The sequence below is a fragment of the Clostridium sp. NSJ-145 genome (genome assembly GCF_021044725.1).
Classification (GTDB): domain Bacteria; phylum Bacillota; class Clostridia; order Clostridiales; family Clostridiaceae; genus Clostridium; species Clostridium disporicum_B.
This window is the reverse complement of record NZ_JAJNOS010000001.1, coordinates 292,875-307,906: the sequence shown is the minus strand read 5'-3', so window position 1 is coordinate 307,906 and position 15,032 is coordinate 292,875. Positions and strand designations below refer to the sequence as shown.

Genomic DNA, 15,032 nt, shown 5'->3' with positions numbered 1-15,032 from the left:
GGGGTATAAAAATGAGTGAAGAAAAAACTAAAAATGCATGGTTAAAATTTGATGAAAAAGGAAGACTAGACATTTTTAATTTCTGTGAGGGCTATAAAAATTATATGTCAGTATGTAAAACAGAAAGAGAATCAGTTTTGGAAGCTATAAGATTAGCAGAAGAAAAAGGTTATAAGGATTTAAATTTAGTAATTAAGAATGGTGAAACTTTAAAAAGTGGAGATAAGGTTTATTTGAATAATAAAGATAAGGCTTTAGTACTATTCTTAATCGGTAATGAACCAATAGAAAATGGTATGAGAATAATAGGTTCTCACGTAGATTCACCTAGATTAGATTTAAAACAACATACTTTATATGAAGATGGTCAAATGGCTTTAATGGATACTCACTATTATGGAGGTATCAAAAAGTATCAATGGATAGCTTTACCTTTAGCAATTCATGGAGTTGTAGTTAAAAAAGACGGAACAAAGATAGATGTAGTAATAGGAGAAGATGATAATGATCCTGTAGTAGGAATATCAGATCTTTTAGTTCATCTGTCTGGAGAACAACTTCAAAAGAAAGCAAATGAAGTTATTCATGGTGAAGATTTAAATGTTCTTGTAGGAAATATTCCTCTAGAAGGAAAAGAAAATGATGCTGTAAAAGCAAATATATTGAAACTACTTAAGGATAAATATGATTTTGAAGAAGAGGACTTTATATCTGCTGAAATAGAAGTAGTACCTGCTGGAAAAGCAAGAGATTTAGGTTTAGATAGAAGTATGGTAATGGCATATGGACAAGATGATAGAATATGTGCATATACTTCTCTTATGGCTTTATTAGATTTAGATAAAGTAGAAAAAACTTCTGTTATATTACTAGTTGATAAAGAAGAAGTAGGTAGTCAAGGGGCTACAGGAATGCATTCTAGATTTTTTGAAAATGCAGTAGCTGAAATAATGGATAGATTGGGACAATATTCAGAACTAAAACTAAGACGTGCTTTATCTAATTCAGCTATGTTATCAGCAGATGTAACAGCTGCTTTTGATCCTAATTACGCTTCTGCTTATGAAAGAAAAAATACTGCTTACTTTGGAAGAGGGCTAGTATTTAGCAAGTATACTGGAGCAAGAGGTAAATCAGGATGTAATGATGCAAATCCAGAGTTTATAGCTTGGCTTAGAAATATAATGGATAAAAATAATATAGCTTATCAAACAGCTGAACTTGGAAAAGTAGACCAAGGAGGCGGAGGTACTATTGCTTATATTTTAGCAGAGTACAATATGGAAGTTATTGATTGTGGAGTAGCACTTCAAAATATGCATGCACCATGGGAAGTTTCAAGCAAGGTAGATATCTACGAAACAATGAGAGGGTACAAAACTTTCTTAATTGAAAAATAAAGAAATCTTAAAACTACCTTCATAAACTTAGTGTTTTAGTAGAACTAGGAATATAAATTATCTCAATAACTAATACTAAAGCGTAGTTAGGTGATAAAGAGAGATTAAATAATAAAGATAAAAGCTAGAAGATTTTTCTCTTCTAGCTTTTATTTATTTTACTGAATTAATGAATTTTTCTAAGCTTTCCTCATCAAGTGACATAGAGCCTAATGAACCATGTCCATTATCCTCTTCCATACCATGAGAGTCAGAGCCACAAGAAATTAGTAAGTTATTTTTGTTTGCAAACTTTCTGAATTTTTTTTCTTCATCAGGAGTATTTAATGCATATACTGCTTCAAGACCATCTATACCAAGAGGTAAAATATCATTAACTGATATTTTTTTTAGTAAAACAGGATGTGCTAAGAATACTTTAGCATTATATTTTCTTAAAAGAGATATTCCTTCTTCTGTAGACATTTTATTAGCTGGAATATAGGCTGGGCAATCATCACCTATAAAGTTTTTAAATATATAGTCATAATCATAAGGATAACCAGCTTCGATAATAGTTTTAGCTATATGAGGTCTAGCAATAGTATCTTTTCCATTTTTTAAAACATCTTCTACTTTAATTTCGATGTTATTAAATTTTTTAAGTCTTGCTACTATTTCTTCTGCTCTTCTTATACGCTTATCTTTTAATTCTTGTAAAAAATTATTTAGTTCAGTATCTTTATAATCATCACCTTTAAAAAAGCCAAGAAGGTGAACAGTTTCTTTATTATGAGAAGTAGAAAGCTCTATTCCAGGAATAAAAGTCATTCCTAAACTCTCTGCCATATTTTTAGCCTCATCTATACCAGTTAATGTATCATGGTCTGTTAATGCTAAATATTTAACTCCCTTATCAAAAGATTTTTTTACTACTTCTGATGGAGAAAATGAGCCGTCTGAAGCTGTTGAATGAGTGTGAAAATCACATTTTACCATAATTACTGTAATCTCCTTTCAAGTAATTGTTTTTTGTCATAGAAAGCTATGATATAATTTATTCATTATTTATTTTAGCATAAAAGATAAAATAATGGCGAAGAATTTGGAGGAATTTATGTTTTTAATGATAGATAATTATGATTCTTTTGTTTATAATCTTATAAGATATTTTGAAGAACTTAACGAAGAAGTTGTAGTATATAGAAATGATAAAATAACATTAAAAGAAATAGAAGATATGGATTTAGAAGGAATAATAATTTCTCCGGGACCTAAAGCGCCTAAAGATGCAGGATTAAGCTTAAATATCATTGATAGGTTCAAAAGTGAAGTACCAATATTAGGGATATGCCTTGGACATCAATGTATAGGACATTATTTTGGAGGAAATATAATTAAAGGTAAAGAACCAGTACATGGGAAAATAAGCTATATAGTACATAGTGGGGAAAAGATTTTTAAAAATGTAAAAAGTCCATTAAGAGTTACTAGATATCACTCGCTTATTGTAGATAATGAAAGTTTTCCAAGTTGTTTAGAGATTACTAGTAAGACAGAAGATGATGTAATTATGGGGATTAGACATAGAGATTATCATATTTATGGGTTGCAGTTCCATCCAGAAGCAGAGATGACTGAAGATGGACACACTATGTTAAAAAATTTTATAGATATATGTAAAAACTATAAAAAGAGAGGTTAATAGATGAAGTTTAAGATAGAAGAGTTTTCAACGGATTTGAATGTATTTGAAGTTTATAATTGCGTTAAAGATAATAATAGTATATTACTTGATAGTTCAAAGGAAGATAAGGATTTATCAAAGTACTCATTTATAGGATTAAATTCATTTTTGACATTTGAAGCTTATGGTGAAAATTCCTATGTTAATGGAGAAAAAGTTAAAGGAGATCCTTTTTTAGTATTAGAAGAATTAATAAAAAAATATAGCTTTAAATACGATATAGAATTACCTTTAGTCGGTGGTACTATTGGTTATATTTCTTATGATGCGGGAAGAATAATTGAAGATATTCAAGATTTTTCAAAAGAAGATTTTAAAATTCCAGATATAAGATTCAAATTCTATGATAATATAATAATATTTGATCATATGAATAATAAAAAATATATAACTGCTTTAGGTATAAAAGAAGATTCTACTGAAAGTATTAATATTATAATAGACAAGATATATAAATTTGATAAGATATATAAATCAGAAGATTTATATAATGAGCAAGTTGTTGATAAAAAAATAGATAATAAATTTTACTCAAATTTTTCAAAAGAAGAATATATTGATAAAATTAAGAAACTAAAAGAGTATATAAGAAGTGGAGATGTATATATAGCGAATATGACTCAAAGATTTTTTTGTGAGTCTAATGAAGATGCTATTAATATTTATAAAAATTTGAGAGAGATAAATAAAGCACCGTTTTCGGTATTTGCAAATTATGATGATTTTCAAATAATATCGTCATCACCAGAGCGATTTATTCAAATTAAAGATAGAAAAGCCCATACTAGACCTATTAAAGGGACAAGACCTAGAGGGAAAGATAAAAAGGAAGACTTATTAAATAAGGAAGCATTAATTAATAGTGAAAAAGATAAAGCAGAGCTATTGATGGTAGTAGACTTAGAGAGAAATGATTTTAGTAAGGTGTGTAAGCCACATACGGTAAAGGTCACTAAGTTATTTAAATTAGAAGAATATGCTACAGTGTTTCATCTTGTTTCAACAATAGAAGGAGAATTGAAGGATCAAATATCGGAAGTTAAATTTATAAGAGAGTGTTTTCCAGGGGGATCTATTACAGGTACTCCTAAAATAAGAGCTATGGAAATAATTGAAGAGTTAGAGATGTTAAAGAGAAATATTTATACAGGATGTATAGGATATTTTGATTTTAGGGGAAATTCTGATTTTAATATTGCTATAAGAACTATTATAAAGAAAGAGAATAAAGCTTACTTTGGTGTTGGTGGAGGAATAACTTATGATTCTATTGAAGAGGACGAATATGAGGAAACACTAGATAAAGCAAAAGCATTAATGAAGGTGTTATAGTGAGAAAAATAATTTTTAATGATGATAAGGCTTTAATAGATACTGGAATATTCTTTGGAAGAGGAGTATTTGAAACGATATTATTAAAAGGTAAACCACATTTTTTGAATGAGCATATTGAAAGATTAAATGATGGAATTACAAAGTTGTCTTTAGGAGACCATATAACTTCAGATATGGTTTTAGAAAAAATAAATGAGTACAAACTAGACAACTTAGCGTTAAAAATAGTTGTTACTGAGAAAAATATAATTTTTTCTACTAGAGAGATTAAATATAAAGCTGAAAATTATGAACAAGGATTTAAAGTTAAATTATCAAATAATATAAGAAATAGCAAATCATGTTTAACTTATATTAAATCTATTAATTATCTGGATAATTTATTAGAATATGAAAAGGCACAAAAAGAAGAATATAATGAGGTGCTTTTTTTAAATGAAAATAATAAGCTATCAGAAGGATCTACTACAAATGTTTTTATAGTTAAAGATAATAAAATTTACACGCCTTCTGAAAAATGTGGTTTATTAAGTGGTATTATAAGAAAATATGTAATAGATAATTTTAAAGTTTATGAAAAGGAAATATCTAAAGAAGAATTGCTAAATGCTGATGAAGTATTTCTAACTAATTCACTTGTAGGAGTAATTAAAGTTTCAGAAATCGAAGGTTGTAAATTTAGAAATAGAGTTGCAGAAAAAGTTAGAAAAGCTTATGAAGAGTATATAGGTGTTAGGGAGGAAAATTAAATGGATAGAGAAAAGATATTAGAAGGTGCTAGGCTTATATTAGAAGGTATAGGTGAGGATGTAAATAGAGAAGGGCTTTTAGAAACTCCAGATAGAATAGCTAGAATGTATGAAGAAATATTTGGAGGACTAGGGAAAGATGCAAAGGAGATTTTATCAAAAACTTTTGAAGTTGATAACGATGATCTTGTAATAGAAAAAGATATTACTTTCTTTTCTATGTGTGAGCATCACTTAGTACCTTTTTATGGAAAGGCGCATATAGCATATATACCAAATGGAAGAGTTGCAGGACTTTCAAAGCTTGCAAGAACTGTTGAGCTTTATTCTAAAAAACCACAGTTACAAGAAAGATTAACATCAGAAATAGCAGATGCTATAATGAATAATTTAAATGCTAAAGGAGCTATGGTTGTAATTGAAGGTGAGCATATGTGTATGACTATGAGAGGTGTTAAAAAACCTGGAGCTAGAACTATTACAACAACATATAGAGGCGTATTTAAAGAAGATTTAAACTTAAGAAAAGAAACACTTGGATTAATTAAGAGTTAGGGAGGTTGTTTTGAAAAAGGTAAATGATATTTTAAATAATACTTTATATAAAGAAAACTTAGAAAGACTTTTGAAGTATGAAGAAAAGAGAGAGTTTTGTAGACATGATTTAAAACATTTTATTGATATGGCTAGAATTGCATATATTATGGTTTTAGAAAAAGGATTACCATACTCTAAAGAGTTAATATATGCTATAGGTTTATTACATGATATAGGAAGAGTGAAGCAATACGAGGAAGGAATTCCTCATCATATCGCAAGTGTTGAGTTGAGTAAAGAAATATTAAAAAAAATAGATTTTACAGAAGAAGAGAAAAATATAATAATAAAATCTATCCAAAATCACCGTAAAGAGGCTGATGATGAACTAAGCTTAATAATATACAGAAGTGATAAACTTTCAAGAGAATGCTTTAACTGCAAGGCAATAAATGACTGCTATTGGAGTGACGAAAAGAAAAACTTAAAAATCAATTACTAACTAGTAACTCTTAATCATTAACTGTCAACTAAAGTAAAGGGGTTGTATTATGAAAATAGGAAATAAAGAATTTAATCTAGGAGAAAGAACATATATTATGGGAATTCTTAATGTAACACCAGATTCTTTCTCAGATGGTGGTAAATATAATGAAGTGGAAGAGGCAGTAAAGCATGCTAAAGAACTTGTAGATGCTGGAGCTGATATAATAGATATAGGTGGAGAGTCCACTAGACCAGGAGCTTTATATGTAACTGAAGATGAAGAAATAGAAAGAGTAGTGCCTATAATAAAAGCTATAAAGGAAAATTTAGATATAACAATATCTATTGATACATATAAGAGTAAAACAGCAGAAGCTGCAATAAAAGCAGGTGCTGATATAATAAATGATGTATGGGGATTTAAAAAAGATAAAGACATGGCAAAAGTTGCTGCAAAGTATAAAGTACCTTGTATATTGATGCATAATAGAGAAGAGAAGCCTTATAAAAATCTTATGGAAGATGTTTTAGAAGATTTAAAGGAAAGTATAAATCTTGCATTAGAAGCTGGAGTTAAAAATGAAAATATAATTTTAGATCCAGGAATAGGATTTGCTAAGACTTATGAAGAGAATCTTTCTGTTATGAATAATGTTGATAAACTTAAGGAGTTAGGATATCCAGTTCTTTTAGGTACATCTAGAAAGTCAATGATAGGATTAACATTAAATCTTCCGGTAAATGAAAGAGTAGAAGGAACAATAGCCACAACTGTAATTGGAATAATGAAGGGCTGCGAATTTATTAGAGTACATGATGTTCTTGAAAATAAGAGAGCGGCAGTTATGACTGATAAAATTATTAAGGCAAAGTAGGGTAAGATGATGGATAAAGTATATTTAAAAGATATTGAAATTTTTGCAAATCATGGAGTATTTAAAGAAGAAAAAGTATTAGGACAGAAGTTTATTCTTTCATTAGAGTTATCTTTAGATTTTAAGGAAAGTGCTGTTAGTAATGATTTAACTAAGTCGGTTCATTATGGAGAGCTTTGTCATAAGGTAGAAAAGCTTTTTCAAGAAGAGAGCTGTGATTTGATTGAAACTGTAGTAGATAAAATTGCAAAGTTTGTTTTGGAAGAATATAAAATTGTAAATGAAGTTAAAGTATTATTAAAAAAGCCATGGGCACCTATAAATAGACATTTAGATTATGCAGCTGTAGAAACTACAAGAAAGAGAAGCGTTGCTTATATAGCATTAGGAAGCAATATAGGAGATAAAAAGAAGTATATAGAAGATGCTATAGTTAAAATAGCAGAAATTAAACATGTTGAAGTTATAAAAGAAGCTGAAATAATAGATACAAAGCCATGGGGTTATGAAGAACAAGATGATTTTTTAAATACTGCAATAGGAGTTGAAACACTTCTAACACCTAAAGAGTTGATGAAAGAACTTTTAAGAATTGAAAAAGAGTTAGATAGAGTTAGAGAGTTAAGATGGGGACCTAGAACAATTGATCTAGATATAATACTTTTTGATGACATAGTTAGTAATGATGAATTTATAATAATACCTCATCCACAAATGCATCTAAGAGAATTTGTTTTAGAGCCACTAAATGAAATTGCTCCATATGCAATACATCCTTTAAAAAATAAGAGGATTTTTGAATTATTAAATGACTTAAAAAATAAAAAATAGGTGATACTAATTTTCGTAGTATCACCTATTAATATAATAATATAAAAATTAAATAACATGGTTTAGTTATTATCTCTTTGATGTGATTTATTTACTATATAAGAGCAAAATGAATAAAGGTTATTATAAGTTGAAACACCTTTCATAGATATTTTATCCTCTTCAAAATTTCCATCCCAAGGATAAAGGGTAATGGAAGAGGTATCATATACATTTATTATAAATTTTTCATGTGCAAATTCTATACAGAGTTCATATTTTGCTTTGTCAGTTGTTTCTAAGTCAGTTAGGTAATTATCATTATTTAAAGATTCGAAAAAGTTTAGAAGAATATCTTTATCTTCTTCATCTACAGTATAATATTTGTAGAAATCTGTATCAAATACCTTTAATGTAAAAGGTTCATTGATTTTTAAGTTTTTATATATTAAGCTTGAATAATAATAATCATTAGGTTTAGATTTAAAATTTAAGTATCTTGGATTATCAAACATACATCCTTGTAATGATAAAATAAGAATAGTTATTATAATAAATTTAAAGTATTTCATTTTTACCTCCATAATAAGTAGACTTATTAAAACTTATTCTTATATGTATTTATTTAGAACATATACTATTATTAAGGTAAAATTAATTTTAAATATAATTATAATTATGATAAAGGTAAAGGGTAATAACAACTGCTTTAAAAAATAAAAAATAACTCATATCTTGCAAAGATATAAAAATAATAGTATAATAGCATAGAAAATAAAATTTAGGATTGAGGTTGATGTAATGAATAGTACGTTTAAATCTATAATATTTACTGGAATAGGATTAGCTATATTTTTTGCAATATCTTGGTTATTCATTAGTATAGTACCATATCTATTAGTAGGTGGGTTAATAATATATATAGTAGTAAAGTTTAGAAAATACTTTAATAATAAAAATAAAGGTTCAAATAATCAAAATGGAACTGAAACAGTTTATGAAAGTTCTAATGTACAAGCAGATTATTATAACGAAAATGAAAAAGTTATAGATGTAGATTATAAAGAAATGGATTAGTGAGAATAATATTCTCACTTTTTTTATATTAATAAAACTTTCTTTTGTTAAATAATTATAAAAAAATATATACTACATAAAATATTATGGAAATCTATTTTATAAAACAAAGGAGAAAGTTATGGCACACAAAAATAATAAAAATTCAAAAGATAATAAAAAAGCTGGGAAAAAGACTAAAGCAGAACTAAAAGAAATGAAAGTAGAAACTGCTAATGAGATAGGGTATTCAAAAGAATCAAGAAAACTTGGAAGAGATAAACCAAGAAAACCAGAGGCACAAGCTTAAGGGATATTATCAGAATGGCAAATAGTAAATTGATTTATATTTACTATTTGTCATTTGTAATTATTTACACTTTGTTTATAGATTTTTGTTGAATTTTCTGTCATAATACATTATGTAAAGATTTATAAGGTAGGTTGATTAAAATGAGCAAATTTACAGTAAGTACAGTTATAGCATATCCATTAGAAGAAGTTTTTGATAATTTTATACAATTAGCTAAAGAACCTTTTAATAAATTTAATGAAGAAAATCCAATAGGGGCAAAGAGTAAAAGAGTTGCAAGAAAAACAAAAAGCGGAGATATTTATATGGAAACATCCGTTACAGATTATATAAAAAATGAGGTTTATGAAACAAGAACTATGTTTCTTAGCTCTAAGTATACAGGAAGATATGAATTTAAAGATGCTGGAGATGATTGTACAGAGATAATATTAACTGAAAGTCAAGATCTTTATGGAATTATGAATAAGATTGGATTTGTATTTCAATCATTAACAGCTAAGAAAAAGATTAAAAAGAAGCTTGATAATACAATAAATGCGTTAGAAGATAAAATAATAAAAGAAAGAAATAAAAGCGAAAATAAAAAAGTAAAATAGAGTTAACTTATTAAAATACCCTGTCTAAATGTGAGACAGGGTATTTTATATTTAAGAAGCTGAAGAGTCATTTTTCGTTAATTCTTAATTTTTAACTATTAATTAACTGATTAAAACGCCCAATTTCCATTTTTAAAAACTTGTATAACTTCACCAGATTCAGTTAATCCTGTAATAGATAAATCTTCTGTTCCAATCATAAAATCAACGTGAATATTAGATTCATTAGTTCCTCTTTCTTCTAACTCTTCTTTAGTTAAAGTGTCAGCATCTTTAAAGCAAGGATATGCTTTACCAAAAGCAAGATGGCATGCTGCATTTTCATCAAATAATGTATTGTAGAATATTAGGTTAGAATTTGAAATAGGTGAATCATAAGGAACAAGGGCAACTTCACCTAAGTATTTAGCTCCTTCATCACTATCTAACATTTGTTTTAATACTTCATATCCCTCTTCGGCAGTAAAATCTATAACTTTACCATCTTTAAAAGTAATAGAGAAATTATCTATTAAATTACCACCATAGCTTAAAGGCTTAGAAGAGTAAACTATACCATTAACACCATCTTTCTTTGGAAGAGTAAAAGCTTCTTCTGTAGGTATGTTTGCATTAAAGCCAATTCCTGAAGCACTTTCTTCTAATCCGCCAGCCCATGTATGGTTATAAGGTAGTTCTACAGTTAAATTAGTTCCTTTAGAATTAGTTAAAGTAAGGCTTTTAAAATTCTTTGAATTTAAGAAATCAAGATTCTTTTTAAGTTCAGCATTATGTTCATCCCAAGCTTTTATTGGATCTTCAGTAGTTACTCTACTAGCATCTAATATAGCTTTAAATAATTTTTCAAAAGCTTCATCATCTGATAAGTTAGGGAATACTTTTTTAGCCCATGGCATTGTTGGGTAAGATAATACACACCAACGATTTTTATTACTCATAGAGTTTTCATAGTATTCCTTTAAAGCAAGACTTCTAGCTTTCTGATGAGCACCTATTTTATCTACAGAAATCCCTTTTAATCCATCAGGATCATTAGCAGAAATAGAAATAAAACAAGCACCAATTCTTGAATAGTAGTTATAGCTTTCACCAAACCATTCAGGAACATTAGAAATAGTTTCAATAGAGCTATTTTCAAGCTTAATCTTAGTAAGTTGTTGGTCGCCATAGTGAACTACTACATCTTTAGCACCTGATTTGTAAGCTTCTTCAGTTATCAGTCTAGCAAATTCAGCAGTTTCTATTGGTGAATTTATTACAAGGGTATCACCATTTTGAATATTTACTCCAGTTTTAACTGCAAGTTTTGCGTATTTTCTTAATAAATCATTATTCATAGTGTGTCCTCCTAAATTTTAGTAATTTATTTATTATTATATCATAGTTAAATAGAAATAATAAAATTTTACGAATTTACATAAAAAATTATTGTTAATCAGTTTATTACCTTGTAAGAATTGATTATTATAAATATAATAATTACTACAAGAATAGTAAAGAGGAGAAAGCAAATGAAAAATTTATTAGTGAATTTAGTTGATAAAAATAAAAAATATACAGAAGAAGGGCTAGTAGCTTCATATATACCAGCGCTTTTAAAGGCAAATAAGGATGATTTAGGAATATGTGTTGTAGATATTAAAAATAACGAGGAATACTGGGCTGGAGAAAGTAATGTGAAATTCACTATCCAAAGTATTTCTAAGGTTGTAGGACTTATCATAGCACTTAGTGATAATGGCAAAGATGCAGTATTTAAAAAAGTTAATGTTGAACCAACTGGGATGGGCTTTAATAGTATAGTAAATCTTGAAATTAGAGATGAAAAGCCGTATAATCCTATGATTAATGCAGGAGCTATTGTTACAACATCTTTAATATATGGTGAAACAGAGGAAAGAAAGCTTGAAAGAATTTTAAATTTTATTAGAAGAGCTACAAACAATGAAGATATAAATATAAATCAAGAAATTTATGAAAGTGAAAAGAAAACAGGAGATAGAAATAGATCTTTAGCCTACTTTATGAAGAGCAATGGAATATTAGAAGGTGACGTAGAGGAAGTATTAGATCTGTATTTCAAACAATGTTCTATAGAGGTTACAGCTAGGGATTTAGCAAGATTTGGAGCTGTTATAGCTAATGATGGTATAACTCCATGGAGCAATGAGGTTCTAATGTCTAGAGAAGTATGTAGAATAGTAAAAACTATTATGGTTACATGTGGTATGTATGATGCCTCAGGAGAGTTTGCAGTTCAAGTTGGAGTACCAGCTAAGTCAGGAGTTGGTGGAGGAATACTAGCTTCAGTTCCTAGAAGATTTGGAATAGGTATATATGGACCATCACTTGATAAAAAGGGTAACAGTATTGGTGGAATACGTATACTAAAAGAATTATCAGAAGAACTACAATTAAGTATATTTTAAAATATAGTTTTAAATTATTTGTTATGGATATCATTAGTAAATATAATAAAAAAATAGTATAATGAATCTTATAAATAAGAAACTACTGGAGGAAGATATGGAAAGATTACTGATTTTAGATTCAAACAGTTTAATGAATAGAGCATTTTATGCCATACCACCATTAACTACTACAGAAGGTGTTCATACCAATGCTGTTTACGGATTTACAAATATGTTATTTAAAATGAAAGAAGAGATAAAGCCTGATTATATAGTTGCTGCTTTTGATAGAAAAGCTCCAACATTTAGACATAAGGAATATGAAGAGTATAAAGCGGGTAGAAAGAAGATGCCTCCAGAGCTAGGGGAACAGTTCCCTATAATTAAAGAAGTACTTAATCTATTAGCAGTAAATATTTATGAGATAGATGGATTTGAAGCAGATGATATTATAGGAACTTTAGCAAAGTTTGCTGAGAAAAATAATATAGAAGTATTTATAGTAACAGGGGATAGAGATGCTCTTCAATTAGCTACTAATAACATAAAAGTTGTAATAACTAAGAAAGGTGTTACTGAAACAGCTGTATATGATGAAAAAGCTTTTATAGATGAATTTGGAGTAACGCCTACTCAATACATAGATGTTAAAGGTCTTATGGGTGATAAGTCAGATAATATACCAGGAGTACCAGGGGTAGGAGAGAAGACTGCTTTTAAGCTTATAGCAACTTATGGATCTATGGAAGGAGTACTTTCTAATATAGATGAAATTAGTGGTAAGAAGTTAAAGGAAAACTTAGAAACATATAGTGAGCAAGCGATTTTTAGTAAAAAGTTAGCTACTATAATGACAGAGGTTCCTATAGAGTTTGATTTAGATGATATAAAGAGTCAAGACTCATATAATAGGGAAGAACTTAAAAAAATGTTCTTTAAACTTCAAATGAAATCATTACTTGCTAAACTACCAGGTGATGATATTGAAGGTGAATCAGAAGAAGAAAAAATAGAGATAACTGAAGTAAATAATGTAGAATTATTAAAGAGTATTTTAAAGGAAGAAAAAGAGATTGCTTTTATTAGTTATAAATTAAATGACGGTAATATTTATTCTAAAATGGAATTAGATAAAATATATTTAAGTTATGGTGAAAAAACGTATCTTATTGATATGAAGTTGATTTCTATGGAGAATCCTGAAGAATCTACTAGGTTGTTAAAGAATTTTATGGAAAATGATAAGATAACTAAAGTAATACATGATGGTAAAAATCTTGTAACAACATTAACTAAACTTGGAATAGATATTAAAGAATATATCTTTGATACTGCAATAGCTGCATATTTAATAGATTCAGCTAGAAGTGAATATCCATTAGTAACTTTAATTAATGAGTATTTAGGGAAAGAAGTTAAAGGTGAAGGAGATACTTTAGTCTGTACTGCAGTATCTAATATGAAAGAACTATATTCTTATTTAAAAGAAAGAATTTCGAAAGAAGATATGGATGAGCTTTATTATGATGTTGAACATCCATTAATATTTATTCTTTCTAGTATGGAAGCTGTTGGATTTAAGGTTAATAGAGAAAAACTTGATGAACTTGCTATTAAATTTAAAGAGGAGATAGCAAGAACTGAAAAAGAGATATTTGAACTCTGTGAAGAGGAGTTTAATATTAACTCACCAAAGCAACTAGGTAAAATTCTTTTTGAAAAATTAGATTTACCTGTGATTAAGAAAACAAAAACTGGTTATTCAACTAATGCAGAAGTTTTAGAAAAGCTAATGGATAAGCATGAAGTTATTCCAAAGATAATTTACTATAGACAAATAACAAAGTTAAACTCTACATATGTAGAAGGCTTAAAAAATGTAATAGATCAAGATGGAGCTATACATTCAAGCTTCAATCAAACTGTTACAACAACAGGTAGACTTTCAAGTACAGAACCTAACCTTCAAAATATACCTGTTAAATATGAGATGGGAAGAGAGATAAGAAAGGTATTTATTCCTAAGGAAGATACAGATGTTTTATTATCTTGCGACTATTCTCAAATAGAACTTAGAGTACTTGCTCATATGTCTGGTGATCAAAATATGATAGATGCATTTAATCATCACTCAGATATTCATACAAAGACTGCATCAGAAGTATTTAAAGTACCAGTTGAGGAAGTTACATCACTTATGAGAAGTAGAGCTAAGGCTGTAAACTTTGGAATAGTTTATGGAATAAGTGATTTTAGTCTTTCACAAGATTTAAAAATAACTAAAAAAGAAGCATCAGAATATATGGAGATATATTTTGATAGATATCCAAAGATAAAAGGTTATTTAGAAAGTGCTAAAGAAGAAGCTAAAGAAAAAGGGTATGTTCTAACTATCTTAAATAGAAGAAGATTTATACCGGAAATTAAATCTTCTAATAAAATTGTTAAAGCTTTAGGTGAAAGATTAGCTATGAATGCTCCAATTCAAGGTAGTGCTGCAGATATTATAAAGCTAGCTATGGTTAAGGTTTATAATAGAATAAAGAAAGAGAATTTAGATAGTGAAATAATATTACAAGTACACGATGAACTTATTTTAAATGTTAAAGAAAATGAGTTAGAAGTAGTTAAAGCTTTAGTAAAAGAAGAGATGGAAAATGTACTTAAGATGGCTGTTACTTTAGAGGTAGATACTAATATAGGAAATACATGGTATGAAGCTAAATAGGGGGTAA

General features: G+C 28.1%; 16 protein-coding genes. 13 read left to right on the top strand and 3 right to left on the bottom strand.

Annotated features, from left to right (window positions below; translation table 11 throughout):
* The first annotated feature begins 11 nt into the window (after positions 1–11).
* On the top strand, positions 12–1,400 hold the full coding sequence (locus LQE93_RS01585) for an aminopeptidase (RefSeq protein WP_055264749.1): 1,389 nt from the start codon (positions 12–14) through the stop codon (positions 1,398–1,400).
* A gap of 153 nt (positions 1,401–1,553) precedes the next feature.
* On the opposite strand, the gene LQE93_RS01580 is transcribed toward LQE93_RS01585, so the two are convergent.
* Positions 1,554–2,378, bottom strand: coding sequence for a PHP domain-containing protein (locus LQE93_RS01580; RefSeq protein ID WP_055264751.1), 825 nt, complete (start codon positions 2,376–2,378; stop codon positions 1,554–1,556).
* Between the two features lie 118 nt (positions 2,379–2,496).
* On the opposite strand from LQE93_RS01580, the gene LQE93_RS01575 reads away from it, so the two are divergent.
* The 7 genes from LQE93_RS01575 to folK are packed head-to-tail and all read left to right on the top strand — an operon-like array spanning position 2,497 to position 7,939.
* The gene (locus LQE93_RS01575; RefSeq protein ID WP_186839239.1) at positions 2,497–3,084 is read left to right on the top strand and encodes an anthranilate synthase component II; all 588 of its coding nucleotides are present in this window, start codon (positions 2,497–2,499) and stop codon (positions 3,082–3,084) included.
* A 3-nt stretch (positions 3,085–3,087) separates the two neighbouring features.
* The gene (pabB, locus tag LQE93_RS01570) at positions 3,088–4,458 is read left to right on the top strand and encodes an aminodeoxychorismate synthase component I (RefSeq protein ID WP_231071720.1); all 1,371 of its coding nucleotides are present in this window, start codon (positions 3,088–3,090) and stop codon (positions 4,456–4,458) included.
* On the top strand, positions 4,458–5,210 hold the full coding sequence (locus LQE93_RS01565) for an aminotransferase class IV (protein ID WP_231071718.1): 753 nt from the start codon (positions 4,458–4,460) through the stop codon (positions 5,208–5,210). Before pabB ends, LQE93_RS01565 begins: the two co-directional genes overlap by 1 nt.
* Complete coding sequence (folE, locus tag LQE93_RS01560; protein WP_231071716.1) at positions 5,211–5,765, top strand: GTP cyclohydrolase I FolE; 555 nt, start codon at positions 5,211–5,213, stop codon at positions 5,763–5,765.
* Between the two features lie 10 nt (positions 5,766–5,775).
* Entirely contained in the window at positions 5,776–6,249 is a 474-nt protein-coding gene (locus LQE93_RS01555) for an HD domain-containing protein (RefSeq protein WP_231071713.1), read from the top strand.
* Positions 6,250–6,298: 49 nt separating this feature from the next.
* Positions 6,299–7,108 (top strand): dihydropteroate synthase, encoded by an 810-nt coding sequence (gene folP / locus LQE93_RS01550; protein ID WP_055264763.1) that lies wholly within the window; start codon positions 6,299–6,301, stop codon positions 7,106–7,108.
* A 9-nt stretch (positions 7,109–7,117) separates the two neighbouring features.
* Positions 7,118–7,939, top strand: coding sequence for a 2-amino-4-hydroxy-6-hydroxymethyldihydropteridine diphosphokinase (folK, locus tag LQE93_RS01545; protein WP_055264765.1), 822 nt, complete (start codon positions 7,118–7,120; stop codon positions 7,937–7,939).
* 62 nt (positions 7,940–8,001) lie between these two features.
* On the opposite strand, the gene LQE93_RS01540 is transcribed toward folK, so the two are convergent.
* Complete coding sequence (locus LQE93_RS01540; RefSeq protein ID WP_055264767.1) at positions 8,002–8,490, bottom strand: DUF4883 family protein; 489 nt, start codon at positions 8,488–8,490, stop codon at positions 8,002–8,004.
* A gap of 229 nt (positions 8,491–8,719) precedes the next feature.
* Here LQE93_RS01540 and LQE93_RS01535 point away from each other — a divergent pair, with 229 nt between their 5' ends.
* The 3 genes from LQE93_RS01535 (at position 8,720) to LQE93_RS01525 (ending at position 9,886) form a co-directional block, all read left to right on the top strand.
* Complete coding sequence (locus tag LQE93_RS01535) at positions 8,720–8,995, top strand: hypothetical protein (RefSeq protein WP_055264769.1); 276 nt, start codon at positions 8,720–8,722, stop codon at positions 8,993–8,995.
* 121 nt (positions 8,996–9,116) lie between these two features.
* On the top strand, positions 9,117–9,284 hold the full coding sequence (locus LQE93_RS01530; protein WP_070205664.1) for a small, acid-soluble spore protein, alpha/beta type: 168 nt from the start codon (positions 9,117–9,119) through the stop codon (positions 9,282–9,284).
* Positions 9,285–9,427: 143 nt separating this feature from the next.
* Positions 9,428–9,886: a DUF3284 domain-containing protein gene (locus LQE93_RS01525; protein ID WP_055264771.1), complete on the top strand. Its 459-nt coding sequence runs from the start codon at positions 9,428–9,430 to the stop codon at positions 9,884–9,886.
* A gap of 110 nt (positions 9,887–9,996) precedes the next feature.
* Here the strand turns inward: LQE93_RS01525 and LQE93_RS01520 are convergent, their stop codons facing one another.
* Positions 9,997–11,223 carry an aminopeptidase gene (locus tag LQE93_RS01520; RefSeq protein ID WP_055264773.1) on the bottom strand — a complete coding sequence of 409 codons (1,227 nt, stop codon included), beginning with the start codon at positions 11,221–11,223 and terminating at the stop codon, positions 9,997–9,999.
* Between the two features lie 174 nt (positions 11,224–11,397).
* Between LQE93_RS01520 and glsA the strand changes: the two genes are divergently transcribed.
* Both glsA and polA read left to right on the top strand, forming a co-directional pair.
* Complete coding sequence (gene glsA / locus LQE93_RS01515) at positions 11,398–12,315, top strand: glutaminase A (protein WP_231071711.1); 918 nt, start codon at positions 11,398–11,400, stop codon at positions 12,313–12,315.
* A 97-nt stretch (positions 12,316–12,412) separates the two neighbouring features.
* Positions 12,413–15,025: a DNA polymerase I gene (polA, locus tag LQE93_RS01510; RefSeq protein ID WP_055264777.1), complete on the top strand. Its 2,613-nt coding sequence runs from the start codon at positions 12,413–12,415 to the stop codon at positions 15,023–15,025.
* Positions 15,026–15,032: the final 7 nt, after the last annotated feature.